The organism is Paraburkholderia sp. RL17-383-BIF-A, assembly GCF_046028015.1.
Lineage (GTDB): Bacteria > Pseudomonadota > Gammaproteobacteria > Burkholderiales > Burkholderiaceae > Paraburkholderia.
The window spans coordinates 181,957-204,329 of record NZ_JARESR010000007.1 but is presented as its reverse complement, the minus strand read 5'-3'; the positions used below and the strand labels follow the sequence as shown (position 1 = coordinate 204,329).

Genomic DNA, 22,373 nt, shown 5'->3' with positions numbered 1-22,373 from the left:
ATCTCCCAGTTGCTCGCATAGTAACGGCGATTGCATTCCGCGCAGAGCCGTTTGACTTCGCCGGTCAGGTTCACCCTGATTGCTGGCATTGCCCCGCACTGCTCGCACGGCATAACCACGTCTTCCGGTTTCCGGCCTGCGTCAAACACCCCGTTCACGTGGTCATCGGTCAATCGCGGTGGCAACGCCATATAGAACTCCTAAATTTTTTGGGTTGAACACATCTTCCCTCTTTACGAGAGAAGAAAGGCTAGAAAAGAGCCGGTTGCCGTTCCGATGCAACCGGCACGACATTCAGTTCGGTAAGCCGCCTGCGCGCCTGCGCAAGGTCATGCAGCAGCTGTCGCTGAAGCCAGGTTTCTGCACCGCCACCAAAGGCCAGATCGAGCCGTAGCGCCATTTCAGGGGAAATGCCGGCCTTGCCGGTAATCAGGTTCGTCAGCGCCTGCCGGCTGACCCCCAGCACGCGGGCACCTTCGGTAACCGACAGTTCAAAGCGCTCCAGACACTGCTCGCGAACGTAAAAACCTGGATGGGATGGGTCAGGATGGCTCATCGGTGAACAATATCGCGCTTCCGCCCGACTGACAAGTGACAATTGTCGCTGCTCACGAACCATGGCACGGATGCCCTGCATTCGGTCGGCCGGCTGCCGCCGTTCCCGCATCTCCTGCCGGAACACTTCCGCCTCTACGTCGTCCCGCCCGGGTCCAAAAGGACTTTCGTGATTCCGCTCTTTGAGTAGCGGATGAGACTGCTCCTCCAGTAGCGTCGCGATCTTTTCCGCCGGAAACGAAAGTACCTCTCGCCAGCCGGCGATTTCCCCGCTCAGGCGGGTGGTGTCGCCCTCCCATCGGGCGAGTTCGCCACGGGCATCAGCTATCGTGCTGGCAGCACGGCTGGGATCCCGCAGCGCCTGCACGAACTCTTCGTGACGGATCCGTTCGTTTTTCGGCCATGCCTGACGGGCGGCCTCTTCCATGCGCTCCAGCATTGATAGCGGGCGCGGTTTCGTTCTCGGTTCGGTCATGACACTTGCCAGTTATGGCCTTCATCGAACAACCGGCCAAGAAAATGAACACTATAGATTGTAGCCCTAAAGTGGTCAAAATGAGGTGATCGACTCCTTTGACAGGGAGCTCGAATGACACAGCCGATGGGCATCGGAAAGGCGATCCGGATCGTGCGCAACGCACGGGGCCTGACCCAGGAGGACTTCTCCGATATTTCCAGTCGCACCTACCTGAGCAGCCTCGAGCGCAACCTGAAGTCGCCGACGCTCGACAAGCTCGCCCAGCTCGCCAGCGTCCTGCAGGTCCATCCGGTCACGCTCGTTGCACTGTCCGCCCTGCCGTCCACCGACGCGAGCCAGATCGAGCGCCTGCTCACCCGCCTCAACAGCGAACTTGGCGCCCTCAGGAGAGCCTGACCGCTAGATCAGGCGTTCCATTGTCCTGATTATCTCGGCGCAGGCCTGACGGAAAATTTCTTCCTCACATTCCAGATCCGGCCGGTCGCGTACGGCATTTCGCAATTCACCAAGATTTTTAGCAATCGCGCTTAATTCACCAATAACGTAATGATCAAATCTCGCTTCGATATTCTTTTTCAATGCACATTTACGCAGATAATCTGAAACGGTTACGCAGCACATATGCGCGTTATGCACTATTTCCGCTTCTTCCTGAGGGGTCGCCCTGAATTTTAAAAGTGACGTTTTGGGGTGGGTGACTTTTCTGAATCCCATAGCAGTTCCAGTTCTGGATTTTCTTTGTTACGGGTCTCGGGGCGAAGCCCTGAGAATCCCCAGGAGGTGCGGCGGAGACGGGCGCGCAGCGACCTAGCCGCAGCACCGGTGTGGTCGCAAACTTCAGTTTGTGGCCACACCTGGCATCCTGTCCGCGAGTTACCTCAAAATACCGATATGTTTTGAAGACGGATCGAAGATGGTTTAAAGATGGTCCGGAGGCGCGGTAGCGACGAAACGTCATCATAACTTCGAATCAACGACGATCAGTTACGGACTAATCAAACTATGAAAACACTACGCTGTGTCGATAAAAATGTCGTGCGGCCGAGACATTTCATACATTATTTGCTGTTATTTTTGGATGAAGCTGAAGGCAAATGATATGTTTTCGGGCAACACCTCAAACTACCCGCACTTTGTAAAACCCTAGGCTCGAATGAACCGTCATCCGATGAATGCTCAGCAACAAAAATCCGAAGGCAAAACAGCAAGGAAGACCATCAGCCTTGACGAAAGACCGAAGATCGCGCAGCTGCAGGTGCCTTCGGCATCAGAGATTCAGGCGGCAAAAGATGAAGCCGAGCAGACGGCCACCGAAGCGGCAATTCGGGCTGTGATGCCGCACATCGAGGCAATGCGGCGGGAAGGCGTGCCTTTTATGAAGATCCAGCGGATCTTCACGCAGAGTGGCGTCGATATCAGCCTCACCGACCTGCGTGTCACTTTCGACACGCTCCGGGCAGAAGCCGGTGCGACCATGGGGGACGCCAGCTTGCCGCCTGATACGCCATGACGGCCATGAGCAAGCCATCAAGGAAAATCGGCCTTGTCGACAAGTGCGCAATCGGTATCAGCCTCGAAGTGGCTGCTTTTGCAGTTGTCCCCGATGAATACAGCTACCGCGCAGTGTTCAGGGAAATAATGCCGAAGCTGTATGTCATGCGGGAGCGAGGCATGTCATTCCCCCAGATCCACTGGCTTCTCAATCAGACTGGCTTTCCGATTGCACTGGCGACGGTACGGACCTACTACAACCAGCTTCTTCCGGACATGCTGGATGAATGCCAGAAGTACCTTAGGAAACTGGATAAGGTGATCTAATCCAAGGCCAGAAGTGGTTTGAGGGTGCGGACAGTCCAAAACCGTTCAATTCCGTACACGGTCAGGCGCAATTTTGCGATGCAGCAATTACCTTCTTGCCCTTCCTGACCGGCTGGGCAACCCTGCTTCCTTTGTGGTTGCTGTATGGACCGGAGACGTGGGTAACAGGAGAGTGCCGGGCAAGTGCTGCGTCACCACGCCACGTAGCGCGATTTTAAATTAGGGTTTACACTTACTCTTGTCTCCTCCATGTCTCCTCGGAATATGGATTACGCCCACCTATCGAAGGTGGGCTTTTTTTGGCCGCAGTCCTCATCGCAAATTAGGGTTTACCAAATCCAACAACAATCCCTTCCTGACATCTGCCTTAATTTTAAGCGTCTGCTTACCTAGACTGTAATCACTGGTTTACGAACAGGGCTGTTCGTAGCAGGACAAAACAAAGTCTGGAGGTAAGTACCGTGAAGTCCCTTATTCAAGCCGTTGTCATTGCCGCTGCCCTTGCTGCTCCGGTTGCCGTGTTCGCCCAGTCGAATGCGCCCTTGACCCGTGCGCAGGTGCGTGCTGAACTGGTTCAACTCGAAAAGGCTGGCTATAACCCGGCTCGCGGCGAAGACCCTTATTACCCCGCTGACATCCAGGCTGCTGAAGCCAAGGTGGCCGCACAGAACGGCGCAACGAGCGGCTACGGCGGTGTGGTGAGCGGTTCGTCGGACGCAGGACGCCCGGCCGTGTCGAAGGCCGACTGGAATGCGATGTACAACCATCCGTAAGCGTTGATGCCCGCATGCCAACAGAATGCCGAACGCATCCTGTCGTTAAGCACCGCTCTCTGAGCGCGCAGCACCTCTTGCGCGTCCCTATTAAAGAGCTGGCTCGCTATCGCGGCAACGCCCGGTAGCGGGCCAGTTCTGTATCGAGCCTCCTCCAGGGGGTGCCCCCGAATCCCGCTGGATTTGCCCAAGCCTTCGCGGTCTGGGCTTTTTTTGCGTTCGCAACAGTCGCAAGATGGTTGACCGTAGGCGTTTCCCAACGTACTGCCCCGGACCTACTGCGACGCACCATTATGGTGTTGACATTTTTGGCGTCAAAACACGCCCATTTTTCGGGATTTTCTGCAACCGAACCGACCAGCACACGAAGATGCGGAATCATCTGTCGTCACCGGAAAGATGAGCTACGGGCTTAGCGGTAGCTGCCGCACCGATATCTGCCGACCATCGAATTGACCGGATTTCCAGAGCCTGATCCGACGATCAAATCTGTCGCGGTCGTTCGACAATGTCGTCTGGCAGTGAAAGGGACACGTTGCGCCCTGCATTCGGCGTGTCCGTTTCTCTTGCCACGAGAACAGGCAGGTGCGCGACCGCAGCGCCCTTCCGCAACCCACTCATTCCACCAGCAGAGCAGAGTGCCTCATGATTGGCTCCCATCCCGAATACTCTGTGCGGCCTCGGCCCGCTGACATCGACATGCCGTATCAGCCTGGGTCAGCGCAGTCTCACGCAATCGCAATGGTCGGGCATGCGCCTGGGTGCGACGATACGATTCGCGCCGCGCTTTCCCTCCATGTTGCCGGACGTTTGACCGAAGCCGAAGAGATGTACAAGCAAATCCTCGCTGTAACTCCTGGCCACGCGGACACGTTGCACTTGCTCGGACTTGTTGCGCATCATTCAGGAAATTTCGATAATGCCGTCGATCTCATTATGGCCGCGCTTGAGCGCAGTCCGCAGGCGCTCTACTACTTCAATCTCGGCAATGTGATGACGGCGCACAACCGGCACGCGGCGGCGGCGGAATGCTTTCGCCAGGCTGTCGCGTTGCAGCCCGACTACGTGGACGCATACAACAATCTGGGTAATGCATTGCGCTCGCTCAACGAGTTCCAAGAGGCGCTCGACGTCTTCTGCACAGTGATTGAAAAGCACCCCGATCACGCGCAGGCATACAACAATCTCGCCAATGTGCTCCTAGAGAGCGACGAGATCGACGCGGCGATCGAGGCCTATCGGAACGCCATTACCCTGGCGCCTGACCTGCCCGAGCCGCGGAGCAATCTGCTGTTCGCGCTCAACTATGCGGATTCGACGTCGCCGCAAGCGTATCTCGCCGAAGCGATGGCTTACGGCGAATTGGTCGCACGGCTTGCTGAACCGTGGTCGAGCTGGCTCGTCGACGAGTCGGCCGGCAATCAGCGGCCGTTGCGGATCGGCATCGTGTCCGGCGATCTCAAGATGCACCCGGTCGGCTATTTTCTCGAAAACGTGGTCAGGCACGCCGATCCGCAGCGTATCGAGCTGATCGCCTATGTCACGCGCAACATGCTCGAAGACGAGCTGACGCAGCGAATCAAACCCCTGTTCAGCGCGTGGCATTCGATCGCGAGCGTCGCGGATCGCGACGCGGCGAGCCGGATCCGGGACGACCGCATCGATGTGCTGGTCGATGCGTCGGGACACACGCGATACAACCGCTTGCCGCTCTTCGCGTGGAAGCCAGCGCCCGTGCAGGTCAGCTGGGCCGGCTATTTTGCGAGCACCGGCGTGCGGGCGATCAACTACGTGCTCGGCGACGATATCGTCTTGCCCGAGGAAGAAGCGGCGCACTTTGTCGAAGGCGCATGGCGCTTGCCGGACAGTTACCTGTGCTTCACGCCGCCGGCTGACGACATCGCGCCGGGCCCGCCTCCGTCAGCTGACGGACAGGCCGTCACCTTCGGTTACTTCGGCAAATTGACCAAGATCATTGATCATGTCATCGCGGTGTGGTCCGAGGTATTGCGCGCGCTTCCGTCTGCGCGCCTGCTGTTGAAATCCGCCCAGCTGGACGTCGAGTCCGTCCGCGCGCGCATCGCCGAGCGCTTTCGCGCGCATGGCATCGGGCGGGACCGGCTGGTGCTCGAAGGGCGATCCGCGCGCGCGGCATATCTCGCCACGTACCAGCGGGTGGATGTCATGCTGAGCCCATTCCCCTATCCGGGCGGCACCACGACGGCGGAAAGCGTGTGGATGGGCGTACCCGTCGTGTGTCGTCGCGGGGATCGCTTCCTGTCGCGTATTGGAGAAAGCATTCTGGGGCCGCTCGATCTTCTCGAGTGGGTTGCGGATGACGACGCTTCGTATGTGACCAAAGCGGTGGCGCTCGCCACCGACACGGCGCGCCTCGTGGCGCTTCGCGCCGGCCTGCGTGACCGCCTGCTCGCTTCACCGCTGTGCGATGCGCGCCAATTCGCACGCAATCTGGAAGACGCATTCGTCGCGATGTGCGTAAGGCGGACCTAGGACGCAGCCTCCGTGCGATAGCCTTATCGCCGCGGTCAGCCGTGTCGCGCCCCCTCGGTCTGGCGCACGTCTGACGCACGAAGCGTGGTCGTGCCGAGTCAGTGTGTTGATTCCGGTTCGGGAAAGGTAATGGAAAAACGTGGCGATGGTAGACAGCCGATAACGCGCGCCAACACGTGCTTACAGCTGCGCGACCTGCTCATATTGGCCCGCAGCTTCTGTGCTGCGGAGCGCAGCCTGTAATTCCGCATGCAACTCGCGCTGCGCCGTTTTCGCGTTGGTCATCATAGCTGCATCCACCGCCTGAATGCGGCGTATGGTGGCCATTGAATCGGGGGTTTGCGACGCACTCAGCGACATCAGCAGCGGCGAGCGCTCTTCAGCAAGACGCGCCGCGGCAGGCCAGTCCGCCATCGCCGCTGCATGTTCGATTGCCTGTGTCAATTCCCACGCGCGTGCGAGCAAGCCGGGTTGGTCCGTCATGGTGACTACTCCAGTACAGTTAGAAATTCGCCGCGCAGCTCACACCACTCCTCGCTGGGTATCACGCCTTGTTGGTGGCGAGAGCGCCCGCGCTGTTGGTGCCGCCGAAGAGTTGCGTCAGATATTGGGAGTTGTTCTGCATCTGCGCCATCAGCGTGTTGAGCGCGGAGAATTGTGCATTGTACTGATCCGTCAGCTGGCTCGCATACGCTTGCAGGGATGTCGCCTGCGTCTTGGCATCGGCCAAGTCGCTGTTCAGCGCGGTAACGCGCGTGTCGATGGTGCCCCCCGTCTGCAGGTACGTGGTGATGGTGTTATTCATCACCTCGCCGATGCCGTTCGTAGCGTTGAAGACGGTCGATACCGCCTTTGCATTGGTCGCCAATGCATTCGACAGCGCCGTGCTGTCAACGCTGAGCGTGCCGTCCGGTTGCAGGTTGAGGCCAATCGTACCCAGGCTCACCGTGCTGCCGCCGCTCGTCACACCCTGGGAGATCGTAGTCGCAAGGGAATTGACGATCGAATTCAACATTGCATCCCCGATCAACGGACCTCCTTGGCTACCGGCAGACGCCGTCGAATCGAAGCTCGTCAGTGACGATGCGGTGCTCACGAAAGAGTTGTATGCGGATACAAACGCGTTTATCGCGGTGGTTGCCGATGTGTTGTCTGGCGTGATCGTGAGGGTCTGGGAGGTGGTCGCCGACGCCGCCGCGAGGTTAAGCGTTACGCCGGTGATTGCGCCCGTGACGGTGTTGCTGGTGCTTTGGACGTTGGTTCCGTCGATGGAAAAGAGCGCATCCTGCGCCTTGCTTTGCTCCTTATAGTTGCTCGTCGTTCCGTTGGTGGATGCGATGTTCTGCAAGCCGTCCGTAGAATTGGTTGTGATCTGCATCGTGTTGGCTTGACCCGTTACGTTCGACGTCAGCACAAGATGCGAGCCGTCCTTGCCTGTCACGACGGTTGCCGTTACACCGGGATTGCCGCTCGCCGAATTGATCGCACTAGCGATGCCCGCGAGCGTGTTGTTGCCCGTGCCGATCGCGACTGTCATGGGCGTATTGCTGCCCAGCGTGATTGTCAGATTGCCCGTCCCGATCGGAGTGGATGACGGCGACACGCCTGTGGTCAACACGAGTTTCTGCGCGGTTGCGATTTGCGTCACCGCAATCGAGTAGCTGCCGGCGACGGCGCCCGTCGACGTGGTGGCGGACAGGCCGCTACCGCTCGCGGAGGCCGTGAACGTCGACAGTGCCGATCCGTCGGTTAGCCCGGACAGGGACGTCTGCAGCGCGGAAAGCGAAGACTTGAGCGTGCCGATGGCGGACAAGGTAGTGTTGTCGAGGTTTTGCCGGTTCGTGTTCTGTGTCGTCTGGGCGGCCGTCTTGGCCGTGACCATTGCGGAAACAATTGTGGACGTGTCCATCGACGAATTCGTCACTCCGCTGATGATGGACTGCGCTGCCTGGGCAAGCGCGCTGTTGGCCGAGGTGCTGGAAATGGTCGTCGACATGAAGGATTCCGTCTGGTGAAAGGTATGCGGCCTGGCGCACTGGCGCGGTCACGCATGATGCGAAAATGCTTACCTGAAGGCGAGCGCCTGGGTAAGCATTTTTCGTTCGCTTCCGCATCGACGGCCGCGTCCCGCATTGAAGAATGCGCGACGCGGCCGTGTTCCTGAAAGATTACTGCAGGAGCTTCAGCACTTGCTGCGGCATCGAGTTCGCTTGCGCGAGCACCGAGATGCCGGCTTGCTGCAGCACCTGCGCCTTCGAAAGGTTAGCGGTTTCCTGTGCGAAGTTCGCGTCGGTGATTTGCGCACTGGCCGCGCTCAGGTTGGTCGATTGTGACGTCGTTTGCGAGATCGCTGCCTGATAAATGTTGATGTCAGAGCCGAGCTGAGCTTGCGCGGTATTGACTGTCTTCAGAGCTGTGTCGATGGTGGTCATCATCGTTTGCGCGGTGGCGACTGTCTTGACGTCGCCGCCGGTCAAGTTGAGCCCCGTCGCCGAGGCATCGAACTTACCGCTCAGGTCCAGACTCAGTTGCTGGCCAGCTTTTTCGCCGATCTGGAAGGTCAGCGGCGTGCCCGCCACATTCGCGGAGCCGTCGAGCAGATTGATGCCGTTGAAGGTCGTTTGGCCGGCGATACGGCCGACCTCCGTAATACGAGCTTGCACTTCGGTATCGAGGTTCGCTGCGGCAGCAGTGCCGATCGACGAGTCCGAAGCCTGAACAGCCAACTGACGGATACGTTGCAGGTCGGCGGTGATCGCGGAGAGGCCGCTCGATGCGGTCTGAGCCATCGACACTGCGTTGTTCGCGTTCGACACGCCCTGGTTGTACGCGTTGACCGACGCTTGCATCGTCGTCGAGATTGCGAGGCCAGCCGCGTCGTCGGCAGCGGAGTTGATACGCTTGCCCGATGACAGGCGGTTAATCGCCTGCGACAAAGCACTCTGTGTGCCGTTCAGGTTGGTCTGCGCGGTCAGCGAATAAAGGTTGGTGTTGATATTCAGCATTTCTATCCTCGTTTGGAAAGCGCCGTTTAATCACGGCGATTCGGACTGGGCCTGGCATTTTCTAGCTCGGCGCCGGCTGCCTTTCTTGGTTGTCGGCCCAAGTCGAAGGAAACTTTAGGCTCTCTAGCGCACAGAGTTCTCCGTAGCCTTACACCGGAGGATTTAGCTATTTTTTTGCAATGCATTAAAGAATTTTCGATTTGCGCCGATAATACCAACCGAGGCGGCCAGCAGTCAGACGCTCAGGCCATCATGGCCGATGCCCGAAAGGGCCTCAGTCTGACCAGCCTAAGCCCCGACAGGGGCTACGTTGTGCAGAAGTTCAAGACCCACTCCGAGATGCTTCCTCAGTCCCGGACCCTGGAACCTGCGATCGCAGACACGCTTCGAGCGAGCACGAAACGGGTCGCAAGGGCATGCTGCTGCACGACATTGGCGAGGGGAGCGGAGCCGAAAGGCTCCCGTCACAAGGTCCCGTAAGGGACATAGGGATTAAATGTCTGTTTTTGTCTTGGATAAGCGCGGCAAACCACTCATGCCGTGCTCGGAAAAGCGCGCCCGAGTGCTGCTAGAGCGCGGGCGGGCGCGCGTCCACCGCCTCATGCCGTTTGTAATCCGTCTGACTGACAGGCTTGTTGAAGAGTCAAGTCTCCAGCCGGTACGAGTCAAGATCGAACCAGGCAGCAAGGCAACTGGCATGTCGCTGGTGCGAGAGGCTGATGGCCACACTGCGGTCCTTAACCTGTTCGAACTAGTGCATCGCGGCAGCCAGATACGCGAGGCGCTCACAGGACGGAGCAATTTCAGACGCCGCCGCCGGAGCGCGAACTTGAGATACCGCGCAGCCCGCTTTTCAAACCGGGCCGTTAAGCGTGGATCCCTGCCGCCAAGCCTGCAGCATAGGGTTGTGACGATGCAATCCTGGACACACAGATTTATACGCTGGGCACCGGTAACAGGGATTGCCAGCGAGGTGGTTCGGTACAGTACAACCACCATTGCAAGCTTGGGCGTAGCCACTCCGGCCCCTCAGGAGGCTGATCTACTGGCTCATGAGACCCGCGCCTACCTGCTCGAAAGGCTGGAGTACCGCTGCGCGTATTGCGGTGCTGAGGGCCGCGAGTTACGGGTTGACCCGATAACGCCGAAGGCGTCCCTCACGACGGCACGCATTACAGACTTGACGCTCGCATGCGCAAGTTGCATCAAGCGCAAAGGCAAGAAAGACATCAGCGAATTCGTGACAGACAGTCGGCATCTTGCCCGCCTCTTGGCGTGGAGGAAGGCACCGCAACGCGATGCGGGTGCAATCAACGGCGCGCGCGCGGCCATCGCCTCATGGCTCGAGTCCAGCGGCCTTTCCGTCGAGCTCGCGAGTGGCGGACGTACGAAATGGAACCGTTCGCGCCTTGGGCTCCCGAAGTCCCCTGCACTCAATGCAGTTTGCGTCGGTGTGGTAAATACCGTCTCTGGCTGGGACTGCCCGATCCTTGAAATAAAGACGGCAGGCCGAGGCAGATATCAAAGAACGCTTCCGGACAAAAGCGGTTTCCCGCGCGGATATTTGATGCGCAAAAAGCGGGTTCACAATTTTCAGACTGGCGATCGTGTCCGGGCAAACGTTCCAGCCGGCAAGAATATCGGCGCCCACACCGGACGGGTATCCGTTCGGGCAAGAGGCAACTTCGATATCCAGACGCCGCGAGGCGTGGTACATGGGGTTAGTCATAAGCATTGCGCGGTCCTTCAGCGTGCCGATGGCTATAGTTATTCAATGCGCGCTTGTGGCACTACCACCGTACCCTCTCCCATCTCCCATCTCCTCCGTGAGCAGCACATCGAAGGCTGAATTTGCAACGACCGGGCTGACGCAACGCCGTTAACCTGTCTCATCAATCCGGTCGCTATCGCCCGTGCCCAGTTTCTGTCCGGTAGCAGGACCGCTCTCTCAGGTCCTGATCGTATTTCCCCTCGGAAAGATCAGGGCCTTTTTTAGGCCGGTCCCATATGGGATCGGCTTTTTTTTCCGCCGCTCAGCTCGGACGCGAAGCAGCAATACAGTCAGTGCGGCATCCTGATTGCCGCGTTGCTCGGCATCCAGTGCGAGGAGTTCCCGGAAGACGCTCAGTGCCTGCAGGCCGTGCACTGGAGTTGCGACAATCATTTTGGCCGGTCGTGTTGCGTCACGGAATGAGATTACTCCTTGGGTAATCGTCACCTCGGAGTTGTTCCGCGATGCTACGCAGATCCCATCCCAATACAGAAGAACCGCAAGGGACATTAGCTGGCCGGTCACAGGTGTGACAGTGGTGGTGATGGGCATTTACTGGTCGATGGAAAGTGTTGTGCGCAAACAGCGCGAACATCGCAGCGATCGCGATCGCGACCTGAATGTGCCGAGTATATGCAACCTGCAAATGCCGCCTGAATTTTTAAAGAGCTCTGTTTTTAGGGGTCTTTCGACAGCACTCTGCTCGAAAGCACCCTGTTTTCACGTGGCTTTTAAAAATTCGCGGGCGTTCCATAGCTCGGTCAAAACGGGTGTGCTAACGTAAGCCTGATTCTTCGCGTCGCTGACGCAATCGACCTACGATCTGGCGTTGAGCCCGGTCCTATTTTTATGACGCCGGGGTGTCCCGGCCGCAGTGATCGCTTACGGCAAGCGCATCGGATTTCTCCGCCCTGCGCAGCCCCCTGAGCGACAATTTTTCCTGAGTGCTTCGGCGGGCTCCCTTAGTCCGTCCATCGAAAACGCACCCATCCCGGCATCACGGGTCTTAGCTCGCGCATCACCGTTTAATCCGGACATGCCCCGGGCACATCCATTCCAGCTTCGGCGTCCAACGAGTCGCCCATCTCGCGCATCGCGCGCACGCTCCCCGTTTCGCTGTGCCGACAGCAAATGCATGCGAGCCCGCGCACGATGACTTCGCCGCCTTCCGCGACCCGCCTGCCGGGAACGCTCAACGAAGGCAACCACATGGCTTTTGCCCGTCACTGCTTCGCATTGCGGAGCAGTGACGCGCTGTCGCGCTCCCCTGTCTTCCGCGCCAGTCAAGGCGCCCGTCTCCTTACGTCATAGTTACGCGCAAGTCAGCGCGGCGAACCGGCCAACCGGCGAACGACAAACGACCTGATCGGCATGCATTACCCCGGCCACACAAACCCACCTCCAGGTGGCGGCCCCCCCTCCCTAAACGGAAGCAGGACCCGGCTCGCTGGAGCGCACCGGCACGACGTAAAACCAGTGAATCACCAACGAACCATTCCAACGAAGATGAGCATGAGCAAGTCCACGTCACCCTCAAACCGGCCGCGATCGATCGAGGCGAAGTTCATGGCCGCGTCGCTCTATAAGGGCGCGGCGACCCTGACCCGGCAGAAGATGCGCACCACCTTTCTGGCGTTCGCCGCGCATGCGAAGCAGCGACGCTATGGGCCGGTCGATCCCGCCACGGTCACCGAGAAACAGCTTCGGAACTACGTGCACGCGCGCATCGAGGTGGGGATCACGCCGCGCACCATCCAGAACGAGGTCAGTCATCTGCGCCGCGCTTTGCGCGGCGCCGGACGCGGCGAATGGGCCGATACCGTCACCAATGCGCAGCTCGGCGTGCCTGCCGGCTCACGCATCGGCACCGGGCGGGTGGTCAATGCGGATGTCCTGGCGCAGGCATTGGAGCGTGCGCCGGCCGACACCCGCGCATGGATCGAGCTTGAACGCTATCTGGGCCTACGGCGCGAGGAGATGATAGAAAGCCACCGGAGCCTGAAACAGTGGGAGGCAGCGCTAGCACGCGGGCAGAGCTTTATCACGATCCGCCATGGCACCAAGGGCGGACGTGTGAGGGATACCGTCATCCCGGCGCCCTACCGTGAACGGGCGCTTGCAGCGGTCAGGGCTGCGCTGGCGGTCATGACAAAGCGGCAATATCTGGTTGATGCGCCCACCGATCGCGCGGCCCAGAAGCAGGTTTACCATCGGTTCGCGGCGCTGGGGCTGACGGGCGGAGACTCCGGACACGCATTGCGCCGTGCCTTCTGCCGCGACAACTACGAGCACTACCTGGGCGAAGGCTACAGCGTCAAAGAAGCGCTCGGACTGTGTTCGCGCGACTTGGGCCACGGCGAGGGCCGGGGCCGCTGGGTCTGGAACAACTACCTGAGGGCGACCTATGAGCAGCAAACCTGAATTCTTGACCGCCCATCGCCTGCCGAAAAGCAGCGTGTGGAAGGGGTCAAGGCTGAACTGGTTGATGGGACTCGCCTGGAGGGCCTTCCGGGATCCGCAGGCACCCTTCCGAGGGTGCGGTTATCCCCTGATGCTTTCAACGCCCTCAAGGCGCTGCGAAATCGCGGCGAGACCATTCGAGAGGTGATGGAACGGCTGATTTTTGAGGCCGCTGGCAAGCCATGACACGTTTCGCGGCTGACGGTCGGGATGTCGCGGGCGGCGGAACTGATAGAAAAGTGTCACTTATCTGACACTTTTCCAGAAGATCTAGTGGGGCAATCCGGCGAGCCGACCGAACTGACAGAAAAGTGTCACTTATCTAACACTTCGGGTGCCGGGCAGCATTGGTCCGCGCTGCCGAAGAATGGGATAACCAATGTCCAGATGATGTTAGCTGGCCGTATCGAACCGTTCGTTTTCGTACAGGGTCGTAGCCGGACGTTTGCAGGCCTCAGAGATGGGTCATGTTGAGCGTTCCGTACGACACTCGGTGCCGCGGAACTAGGGTAAAGATTTGCATATTGCATGTCGTTAACCAATCAAATAAGCAAAGACATCTGATGTGCTTGTGCGTCAGCGTCGCATCGGCTGAATAAGATCTTCGGGGGAATGAAACTTGAATCAACAACGATCGTCATGGTCTCGCACCGCGGCCCCAGGCGAGGTTATCTACTCTGAAGGTTATGCTGGCGATGCCGCTATCTTCGTGATCGCAGACGGAAAAGTCGAAATCTCCACCCATTGCGACGAAAAGAAGGTCGTCCTCGCCACCTTGGGCAAGGGCGAATTTTTCGGCGAAGCAGCCCTGCTGTCTTCTGAACCGCGAGCACACACCGCGAAAGCCCTGAGCTTCTGTCAGTTGACCGTTATCGCTGCAGGCGTTGTGGAAGAGGAACTTGAGCGCGTGTCGCCGCTGCTGCGCCATATCGTGCGCACCATAATTCGACGGGGAAAAAAGAAGGACGACATCCTTGCCACTTACACGCACGCTGATTTCCTGCCTGGCGTTGTTTCATATGCACACGTTCTGGCTCTGATGGCGGGCAGCGAGAGCGCGGATCGGCCTGACGCGCGCATACGCCGCGCGCAAGGCGAAGAGTTCTCGGTGCCATTGCCGGAAGTCATCAAAAAATGCCATGCCATTGCCGGCCATTCCCGGCCGCACGTGATGGCGATGCTCAAGCGCATGGAGAAACTTAACCTGGTCACGCTGGAATCTGGTCGCTCCGACCGTCTGAGCACCATGTCAACGCGATATTCAGCGCAAGACGGCGCGACCAGCCGGCAGCTCGTCACTTTCGATCCCATCCGGATCACAGATCGAGCCCAACAGGTGGCGAACGACGAACTGGACGTCTCCATTAGCAGCGAGCTCGAACTGATCGAACTGGCTGACCTGGAAGCGCTGATCGGCGTCGATAAGAAGCTGATTCTGAACAAGCTATCTCACGCGGAAATCGCGGAAGACATTTTCGCGTTCCGCAAAACCAGAGTCCTGAACTACGTCGAGGAAAAAGGCATTACGTATTTTTCGCAACGCACTTCACGGGGCGCTAGCGATCTGAAATCACTTGATGATCTGGAGTTCATCGACCGGCGAACCCTATTCGAAGCGGTGAATGCTTTCGACACCTATGACCTCGCCAAACTGCTCTCAGCGGTGAACGGCCAGCCTGTAGGTGAGCACCTGCTGTCGGTGATGACCGAAGCGAGAAAGAAAGAGGTGTCGTGGATCATGCGGCGGGACATCAAGACCGATCCGCTCGAAATTGCTGGGATCGAGGAGCGATTGCTCGATACGGTGCGGGCTATCAAATCAGCCGCAGGCAACACAGCGCCGCTTTCGAGTCTGGATGCCTGATACCGGGATCCCGGACATCAGCCTCTACGGGGTTGGGCTCGTGGTAAGCGCGGGCCGTTGGAGAGGATGCATGGATCTTTTGACATTGTTCGGTGCATTGTTTGGCGGGACGGCCGTCGTCGCCGGATTTCTGCTCGAAGGTGGGCAATTTACTACCCTCTTTCAGGTAGAAGCATTCGTCGTCGTGTTTGGGGGTTCCCTCGGCGCGGTGATGATCCAGAACACTTGGGCAAGGTTTCATGACGGCATCAAGCAACTGCGGCTTGCCTTTGTAAAAGGGCGCCAGGTCGACCGTGAAAGTTTGGCGGTGCTGCTCGAGTGGGGCGATCAGGCGAAACTGAACGGCATGCTGGCATTCGAGTCGATCGAAGTCGGCAGCATTAACGCGTTTGCCCGAAGAGGGCTGGAATTGCTGGCCAACGGTGTAACTACTTCGGTGCTGGAAGACGCCTTGCAAAGAGAGCTGGATGCGTACGAGCGCAATCATATGGCCGCCGCGCGAATCTGGCAGCAGGCGGGTGGTTATGCACCGACCTTCGGGATCCTCGGTGCCGTACTTGGCCTGATTCAGGTCACGGGTCATATGCTCGACCCCGAGCAACTCGGCGCCGGTATCGCGGTGGCGTTCGTCGCCACGCTTTACGGCCTCGCTCTGGCGAACCTGGTCTTTCTGCCGTTGTACGGGAAGATCAGGGCGCAGGTGGATAGCGAATTACGGTACCGGCGTTTATATCTCGATGGCCTGCTGGCGATATCGCGCAAGGAATCGCCCCATACGATCGAAACCCGGCTTGCGGGCGACGTGCGCGAAAGATCGGCTGAGTTGCTGGGATAGTCTGCGTCAGGCTCCGGCATACCGTTCAATCTCTTCAACAGGAGAACTTTCCTCAATAGGCACCTCGTCTGCGAACAAGCGCGCAGCCTCGGCCGGGAGCGCGTATGAGTACGACATCAAGGCGCAGTCCGGACCATGGCCGATCTCCTACTCGGACCTCATCACCACACTGATGGTGCTGTTCCTCGCGCTGTATGCGTTGCAACTTGCCAGCTACAAAGAACTGGAAATGAAAACTTTCCAGCAACGCGTTGCCAGGGAAAGAACAAAGGGCGCCCTCGCTCAGGCGGAGGACGCGACGCTGACCAGGCCTGATACAGCAAAGCAGCAACTACTTGCTCTTATGGGACCGCTTCGCGACACAGTTCAGCTCACGATCGCCGGCGCCAGCCATGGCACAGAGATCGCAATCAGCGCGAAGGTTCTGCTTTACTCCGGCGACGCATGCTTGTTGCCGGAATCGGTGGACGTGCTGAACCGGATTGCGGTAGTGCTGCGCGATCATTCCACAAACAACATTCTCGGGGAAGGACACACTGACAATGCGCCGATATCGGCGGCGAAATATGAAACCAGCTGGGAGCTGTCGTCGGCACGTGTGGGCTCTGTAGTTCGATTCTTCGCCGACAAAGGAATCGAAGCCCGCAGGATGGCCGCAATTGGCCGGGCTGATAATTTCCCCTCGATTCTCGGAGATTCTGCGGCCGCGCGTGCTGCGAATTGTCGCGTGACCATCCTCGTGGAGGATTGAGCCGCGGAGAGCAGCCGCGTGTCGTATGGACCCTGATGAACTGATGTCATCGGAAACGGCCAGCGACTTCGCGAGCGTCGTGATCGGACCGGCCCAGACCGGCTCGTCGCGCTGCTGCCGCGTGAACTGATACCTCAGGCCGGCTCCTTTGGCGGGACAGTAAGGGGGTTCAGAGATGGACGCGTTCGACCTCGTTGAAACTGATGTCGCCCGGCAACGATCGAAAGCTGCGTGGGCCGTGTCGACGCGTGCTTGGCCATCGCCGCCGCGTTCTCCAGCGTGCCACCATCTTTCAGACAGGCCATGATGCCGGTCGCGGGGAATGTATGATTACCGAGCTTCGCGCCGGTCGCGGCCGCGCGCACAGCGCCGGACCGTACGGAACAGAGGCCCCTTCGGCTCACCGGAAATTCAGGCGCCGTCGCGGTACCTATGCAGGTAAGCCTTGAGCGTGATGGTGAGGGCATCTCGCGACGGGCGGCACCTTTTTCTCCCGGGCGCGCCCACAGTAGCTGGCGCTTTACATAGACGTCCTCGACCCGCGCGATCAAAACACCATCAGCGCGATCGGCGCCCGGTCGAGCAGTTGCCCTGCTTTAATCGCGTCGAGTCCCGGCGTTTTCTTTTTTTCTCGGTATGACTAAGCCGCGTACCGACCCGGCCGGTCACGAGCCTGTTAAACAGTTGGCGGATTACAAGGACACGTTTTGCTAAAGTCAGCGGGCGTTCTGCCGAAAACGTCATCATGAACACACCAAAGCCTTCCGAAGCCGCGGTTATCCATGCCGCGCTACAAACCCTGACACTCCTCTGCAGAATTCGCGGGAGGGAGCCAGACGATCTCGACGACGCTGTCGTCGACAGGCTTCTCTGGAGTTCGTTCGAAGAGTATCTCGGCAGCGGCTCGATGATCGCCGATACGGCTTTCGCGAGGCGCCCTAGCGGAGACCTGCCGGGCGGCTGATAGTGTGGGTACAGTCGACTTGTCCGCTGGTTCAATCTGTGACCGTCATCTCAATTGCCACGTGCCTGTCCCAGCCGGATTCGCGAATCCGGCTCACTATTTGCCCTTTAGACGAGCTGAGGTCATCTCCCCGGACAACTCGGTATCGTTTGACGCCTGCTTACTCATGGCGGAAGAAGCGCGGTCAGCCTGCATAATTCGACCTTTCAATACTTACCGCCTGCAGGATGCAACCCGCAAGGGGCCCATGAACCACCCTCCCCCACCACAAAGAAGCTCGGGCGCGCGGGCGTCGTACGCATTCCCCACGCCGCGCTGGCCCGGCGGCGGACGCGGTTTTCTTTGGCGACAAGGTGAACACGGCGGCCTGCATCAGCTACATCGCGAGCGATGTCGAGGCTGGCAGGCACAGAAACCGGCCTGCGATGCCAATGTGCGGCGTATCGCCAACGGAGGCGCTGGTGCGCAACCTGTCCGACAAGCTCCGGAAGGCGCACGGTGCCGGCGCCAACAAAGCGTATATCCCGTCAATCCGCCGCCGCGCCTGGCGCGCTGTGCGGCCTGAACCCGCTTTTCAACCAAGAGGAGTCATCAGATGAACATTGCCCTACTCGGTATTGACCACCTGCGTGACGTGCTGGAACACTTTCCTGAACTGGCCGGCGTGTCGCACTTCCGCGTCACGATGGCCGATCAAACCGTCCACAAGGTGACCCGAGCAGGTCTTCTTGAACTCGCGCAGACCTGCGAGGCGCCTCGCATAGCATTCTCGCCAGTCGAGCCCTTGTAAAGAAAAACCCCGGAATATTGGGCGTATTGCACTGTATATACTGCTGTACGCGGGTACAGAACGTCAAAGTCGATCGCGAACGTGGCAGTTGTGTGCCACGGGCGCTTATTCCGACCGCGATGCGTCGGCGCCGGTCATCCGCTGGTAGTAGCCGGCGAGTTCGCGCCGCACACGCTTCCTTTCAGCCTGCACATAGATCGTCGTGGTCTGCAGCGACGCATGACCGAGCACCTGCTGCACGACGTCGAGTGGCACGTCGACCGCCGCCTGAGTGCCAAATGTATGCCGGAACGCGTGCGGGGTGGTACTGGCCAACCGCCGGCGCTCGTCCTCCGTGAGATCCATCTGCGTACGGATCTGCCGCACCGCCCAATTGACCAGTTCGCGGAACCCGTTGCCCGAATAACCCACCCCGACCTTCTGCTCCTGCCCATCCCGCGCATAGGCATGCCGACGCTGTGCCGCCACCGTCGCCGGGATCACCAGCGGCGCGACCAGCGGCGCCGACGGCGGTGGCGCCGCGAGATCTAGTCCGCGATCCCGCCAGTGCGCGGATAGCGCCTCAAGGCACGCGCCGCTGACCGGCACGATGCGTTGTTTGCGGCCCTTGCCGACCACTTCCAGTTCCCAGCTCGGTGGCACCTCACTATCGGGCGGCACATAGCGCAACTGTTCGCGGCGGGCGAGCGCTGCCTCGGTGTTGCGCAGGCCCGAGTCGCCCATTAGCAGCAGCGCCGCGCGTGCGGCGCGCCAGCGCGGCCCAGTTGGCCCCGAGCTAGCACCGCAGTCTTCGGCGAACCGGCGCATCCGGGCCCACAGGTCAAGTGGCAGCGCCCGTTCAATGCGCATCGCGTGCGCACGCGTCACGGTCACCGGATCGCTGACCGCCTGCCACGGGTTGCCGGCGAGGTAATGCACGTCGACAAGCCAGTCGAACGCGGCGCGCAGCGCGCGCACCGCATAGCGCTGGCTGTCCGGGCTCAGGCCGTCCGGCGTGAAGGGTCGCCAGCGTGGCGAATCGCGCCGTGTGCGGGGACCGGTAAAGGCCGCCGATGGCACCGCCAGGAAATCCTTGTACGCCTCGCAGTCGTCGACCGTGAGCGACGACAGCGCGGTACCGCGCACCGTGACCGCCCATAACAGCAAACGCTCGACCTCGCGCGTGTACGCGCGCAACGCCTGCGGCCGGTCGCGGTAGCGGTGCAGCCAGGCGCGTACCGCGTCGAGGTCATGCTGCGCCTGCAGGTAGCACAGGCCCGGTGCACGGTTGATGCCGCGCGTGCCGTTGCCCTGCGGCCCCTCCCCGCCGGACAGGGCGTGGGGCAGCGCGACCCGTTCGAGCGGCGCCAGTTCGCTGGCGCGGTCGGCGCCGGCCGGGAGCAGCGCGACGCGCGCCGCAGGCGCCTCGAGCGGATCGGCGAGCCCGACGTCGTCGGTCACCGTGACGCCTAGCGTGCCGGCGTGCCGGCGCAGCCACGCGACCAGCACCTGCGCGCGCAGTACACCGATGCGCGGCACGGCCCGCCACCAGCTGCCGCCGCGGCGGTTGCAGAAGTCCACCAGTGCACCGAGCGTCGGGATGCCCTCCTCCACTAGGCGCCTCGCGACCAGCGGGCGGAACCACAGGCCGACCGGGTGCGCGGCGACCGGCGTCGCGGCGGCCAGCCTGGACGCCTGTTCAACCATCCGCAAGGTGACGGCAGTGAGCTTCGCACTGCCGTGGTTGCGGATCGACGCCTTCAGGTGATCTGCCAGCACGGACGAGCCGTGCAGCAGCGCGAGCTGTACTAGGTCATCGCGCATCGTGCGCAGATAGCGCTCGAGCGCGTCGGCGCCAGCCGCATGCGGCGCGGTGTCCGGATCGAAGTACAGCCGCGCGATGGTCGGCAGCGGCACGCGCTGCACGAACGCGCGGAGCGCCGTGAAGTCGGTGCGCGTATAGCTGCGCGGCGGGGGTAACGTGAGCTGCTGTGGGCGGTTGGCCATAGCACGGATCCGGAGCCGGCCGTCAGGCAGGCAGCATCAGGGTCGGGTGGTAGCGCCAGACCTTCGGGTCGGCGCTCAGCAGTGCCATCCCCTCGTGCAGCGCCTGGGCGATCATCAACCGGTCGAATGGATCGGCGTGGTCCGCATGGGGCGGCAGCAACGCAACAGCCTCCGTATGGTCGCCGGTGACCGGCAGTTCGACGAAACCGGCGAGGCGAAACGCCGAGCGCGCATCGCGCGGATGCACGCGCAGGTTGCCCTTCGCATGCTTGATGGCGATTTCCCAGATCGATGCGGCGCTGACCAGCAGCGTGTTGGCCGGATCCTCGATCAGGGCGGCGGCCTGCGACGAGAGCTGGGGCGCGCCTTCGGCGGCCCACAGCGCGATATGCGTGTCGAGCAGCACCCTCACGGCGTGAGGCCTTGCTGCGTGCTCGCCTCGAAGTCGGCGGCGATCACGTCGTCACCGGCGTTGAACGCCTCGACGGTAGCCGGTACGGCAAGGCCGGCGAGCAGGTGCCGCGCGGCGCCGATGCGGCGGGGGGCGGCGAACGGCACCAGCCGGGCGACCGGCGTGCCGTTGCGGGCGATGATCACCTCGTTTTCCTGGCCGATTTCGAGCCGTTCGACCAGGCTCGAGAGTTTTGATTTGGCGTCGTGCATGTTGACCGTGAGCATGGAATCTCTCTAGGTTAGCTAATCATAGTTAGCTACTATGCAGGCACAGGCTGAGAAAGACAAGCGGCCGGCACGGCGCGCCGCGACGTATAACCGTCGCGCGCCAGCCGTCCATGATTGAAATCAAGGGTAAACCCTATAATAAGGGAGCGCAAATCAACTTTTCTCGTATTCTACTGAATAAATACCATGGTGCTAATAACAGTTATCACCATTGAACTAGGGCAAAAAAACGGCCCGCTTCACTTGTGTGAGCGCGGACCGATTTGTGGCGGAGCAGCGACAGGCGGCCAGTTGCCCGCCAGCCCCGCCTCTGCTCCGTTGGTAGTCACAGGCGATGAGCCCAGACCACATGTACATCATAGTCGTTGTTCGGCGGGCTCACACGGCCAAGCCGCCAGTCATAAGGGCACACAACGCTGTGCCGGAAGCGCCTCAGAAATTTTCGAAAGTGGTGTCGTGTACGGCGGTGCCCGGCGGTATCCGTACCTCCGGGTTAGCGATTGATTCCAATGCGCTCCGAACGGAATGCCGGCAAGCGGGTCGGAGTGGGCACGCCGTAGGTGGCGTACACGCTCTTCGGGGTCAGTCGGCCTTGGCTGGAACAGGACCGCGTTTTTCCTTAGACAACAGCACGCCGTGCTTGCGAATTAGCGCAATCAGTTCGCCAGTAGTGATTTCAAACTGGTATTCGTGCGGAACTCCGGTCTTGCGCTCGACCGATTCAATCAGTCGCACGCTCTTACCATCCTCACTGGCGCGCAGGCGTAATGCACGGGAGAGTTGCCCCGTTTCCACTTCGTGTTGCGTCAGTAGACTCATTCCGCCTACAGCCCCTTTGATTGCCAGTTGTACCATATCCGCACTGTTCCCGAATCCACTCACCTTAGGGTCGCGGATACTAATCCTGACACGACCCGCTTTCTCAAAAAATACGCGCCCCTCGCCACGCCGACGGCGGCCGGCAGACGAACGCTTTGGGCAGCACCAGTTATCTTCTGCCGGCACGATGTCCAATGTGCCGCACGGGCGCGGCAACCGCAAAATCGGCCCTGAAACACCGCAAATACGTACCGGTACCATCGGCTGATACTGGCTGCCTGACGGCAGACCGTCACCTTCCGGGAATGCCAC

General features: G+C 60.2%; 22 protein-coding genes. 12 read left to right on the top strand and 10 right to left on the bottom strand.

The window, feature by feature from the left end; translation table 11 throughout:
• Positions 1–250: 250 nt before the first annotated feature.
• Positions 251–1,030 carry a HigA family addiction module antitoxin gene (locus P0D71_RS11260; RefSeq protein ID WP_408480001.1) on the bottom strand — a complete coding sequence of 260 codons (780 nt, stop codon included), beginning with the start codon at positions 1,028–1,030 and terminating at the stop codon, positions 251–253.
• Between the two features lie 114 nt (positions 1,031–1,144).
• On the opposite strand from P0D71_RS11260, the gene P0D71_RS11255 reads away from it, so the two are divergent.
• The gene (locus P0D71_RS11255; protein WP_408480000.1) at positions 1,145–1,429 is read left to right on the top strand and encodes a helix-turn-helix domain-containing protein; all 285 of its coding nucleotides are present in this window, start codon (positions 1,145–1,147) and stop codon (positions 1,427–1,429) included.
• 3 nt (positions 1,430–1,432) lie between these two features.
• Here the strand turns inward: P0D71_RS11255 and P0D71_RS11250 are convergent, their stop codons facing one another.
• Complete coding sequence (locus P0D71_RS11250; protein WP_408479999.1) at positions 1,433–1,747, bottom strand: plasmid mobilization protein; 315 nt, start codon at positions 1,745–1,747, stop codon at positions 1,433–1,435.
• Positions 1,748–2,186: 439 nt separating this feature from the next.
• On the opposite strand from P0D71_RS11250, the gene P0D71_RS11245 reads away from it, so the two are divergent.
• The 4 genes from P0D71_RS11245 (at position 2,187) to P0D71_RS11230 (ending at position 6,135) form a co-directional block, all read left to right on the top strand.
• Entirely contained in the window at positions 2,187–2,543 is a 357-nt protein-coding gene (locus P0D71_RS11245) for a hypothetical protein (protein WP_408479998.1), read from the top strand.
• The gene (locus P0D71_RS11240; RefSeq protein ID WP_408479997.1) at positions 2,540–2,851 is read left to right on the top strand and encodes a hypothetical protein; all 312 of its coding nucleotides are present in this window, start codon (positions 2,540–2,542) and stop codon (positions 2,849–2,851) included. The genes P0D71_RS11245 and P0D71_RS11240 overlap by 4 nt, the downstream gene beginning before the upstream one ends.
• 461 nt (positions 2,852–3,312) lie before the next feature.
• Positions 3,313–3,624: a DUF4148 domain-containing protein gene (locus tag P0D71_RS11235; protein ID WP_408479995.1), complete on the top strand. Its 312-nt coding sequence runs from the start codon at positions 3,313–3,315 to the stop codon at positions 3,622–3,624.
• Positions 3,625–4,365: 741 nt separating this feature from the next.
• Complete coding sequence (locus tag P0D71_RS11230) at positions 4,366–6,135, top strand: O-linked N-acetylglucosamine transferase, SPINDLY family protein (protein WP_408480083.1); 1,770 nt, start codon at positions 4,366–4,368, stop codon at positions 6,133–6,135.
• 180 nt (positions 6,136–6,315) lie between these two features.
• On the opposite strand, the gene fliT is transcribed toward P0D71_RS11230, so the two are convergent.
• The 3 genes from fliT to P0D71_RS11215 form a co-directional block, all read right to left on the bottom strand.
• Positions 6,316–6,618, bottom strand: coding sequence for a flagellar protein FliT (gene fliT / locus P0D71_RS11225; protein ID WP_408479993.1), 303 nt, complete (start codon positions 6,616–6,618; stop codon positions 6,316–6,318).
• A 61-nt stretch (positions 6,619–6,679) separates the two neighbouring features.
• Entirely contained in the window at positions 6,680–8,131 is a 1,452-nt protein-coding gene (fliD, locus tag P0D71_RS11220; protein WP_408479992.1) for a flagellar filament capping protein FliD, read from the bottom strand.
• 172 nt (positions 8,132–8,303) lie between these two features.
• Positions 8,304–9,140 (bottom strand): flagellin N-terminal helical domain-containing protein, encoded by an 837-nt coding sequence (locus P0D71_RS11215; RefSeq protein ID WP_408479991.1) that lies wholly within the window; start codon positions 9,138–9,140, stop codon positions 8,304–8,306.
• A gap of 496 nt (positions 9,141–9,636) precedes the next feature.
• On the opposite strand from P0D71_RS11215, the gene iscB reads away from it, so the two are divergent.
• Positions 9,637–10,989, top strand: coding sequence for an RNA-guided endonuclease IscB (iscB, locus tag P0D71_RS11210; protein ID WP_408479990.1), 1,353 nt, complete (start codon positions 9,637–9,639; stop codon positions 10,987–10,989).
• A 99-nt stretch (positions 10,990–11,088) separates the two neighbouring features.
• Here iscB and P0D71_RS11205 read toward each other — a convergent pair whose 3' ends face one another.
• Positions 11,089–11,463 carry a hypothetical protein gene (locus P0D71_RS11205; RefSeq protein ID WP_408479988.1) on the bottom strand — a complete coding sequence of 125 codons (375 nt, stop codon included), beginning with the start codon at positions 11,461–11,463 and terminating at the stop codon, positions 11,089–11,091.
• 960 nt (positions 11,464–12,423) lie between these two features.
• Between P0D71_RS11205 and P0D71_RS11200 the strand changes: the two genes are divergently transcribed.
• The 6 genes from P0D71_RS11200 to P0D71_RS11175 all read left to right on the top strand — a co-directional run bounded on the left by P0D71_RS11200 (position 12,424) and on the right by P0D71_RS11175 (position 18,575).
• Entirely contained in the window at positions 12,424–13,332 is a 909-nt protein-coding gene (locus P0D71_RS11200; protein ID WP_408479987.1) for an integrase domain-containing protein, read from the top strand.
• Between the two features lie 658 nt (positions 13,333–13,990).
• Positions 13,991–15,235: a cyclic nucleotide-binding domain-containing protein gene (locus tag P0D71_RS11195; protein ID WP_408479985.1), complete on the top strand. Its 1,245-nt coding sequence runs from the start codon at positions 13,991–13,993 to the stop codon at positions 15,233–15,235.
• A 70-nt stretch (positions 15,236–15,305) separates the two neighbouring features.
• Positions 15,306–16,070, top strand: a complete 765-nt coding sequence (locus P0D71_RS11190; protein WP_408479984.1) for a flagellar motor protein — start codon at positions 15,306–15,308, stop codon at positions 16,068–16,070.
• Between the two features lie 55 nt (positions 16,071–16,125).
• Positions 16,126–16,821, top strand: coding sequence for an OmpA family protein (locus P0D71_RS11185; protein WP_408480081.1), 696 nt, complete (start codon positions 16,126–16,128; stop codon positions 16,819–16,821).
• A gap of 745 nt (positions 16,822–17,566) precedes the next feature.
• Positions 17,567–17,785: a hypothetical protein gene (locus P0D71_RS11180; protein ID WP_408299147.1), complete on the top strand. Its 219-nt coding sequence runs from the start codon at positions 17,567–17,569 to the stop codon at positions 17,783–17,785.
• Between the two features lie 595 nt (positions 17,786–18,380).
• Positions 18,381–18,575, top strand: coding sequence for a hypothetical protein (locus P0D71_RS11175; RefSeq protein WP_408479982.1), 195 nt, complete (start codon positions 18,381–18,383; stop codon positions 18,573–18,575).
• A gap of 105 nt (positions 18,576–18,680) precedes the next feature.
• On the opposite strand, the gene P0D71_RS11170 is transcribed toward P0D71_RS11175, so the two are convergent.
• From P0D71_RS11170 to P0D71_RS11155, 4 genes are all read right to left on the bottom strand, one after another.
• Positions 18,681–20,561, bottom strand: a complete 1,881-nt coding sequence (locus P0D71_RS11170; protein ID WP_408479981.1) for a site-specific integrase — start codon at positions 20,559–20,561, stop codon at positions 18,681–18,683.
• Positions 20,562–20,583: 22 nt separating this feature from the next.
• On the bottom strand, positions 20,584–20,973 hold the full coding sequence (locus P0D71_RS11165; protein ID WP_408299153.1) for a type II toxin-antitoxin system VapC family toxin: 390 nt from the start codon (positions 20,971–20,973) through the stop codon (positions 20,584–20,586).
• Positions 20,970–21,239, bottom strand: coding sequence for a type II toxin-antitoxin system Phd/YefM family antitoxin (locus P0D71_RS11160; RefSeq protein WP_408299155.1), 270 nt, complete (start codon positions 21,237–21,239; stop codon positions 20,970–20,972). The genes P0D71_RS11165 and P0D71_RS11160 overlap by 4 nt, the downstream gene beginning before the upstream one ends.
• Before the next feature lie 585 nt (positions 21,240–21,824).
• Positions 21,825–22,373: a hypothetical protein gene (locus P0D71_RS11155; RefSeq protein ID WP_408479979.1), complete on the bottom strand. Its 549-nt coding sequence runs from the start codon at positions 22,371–22,373 to the stop codon at positions 21,825–21,827.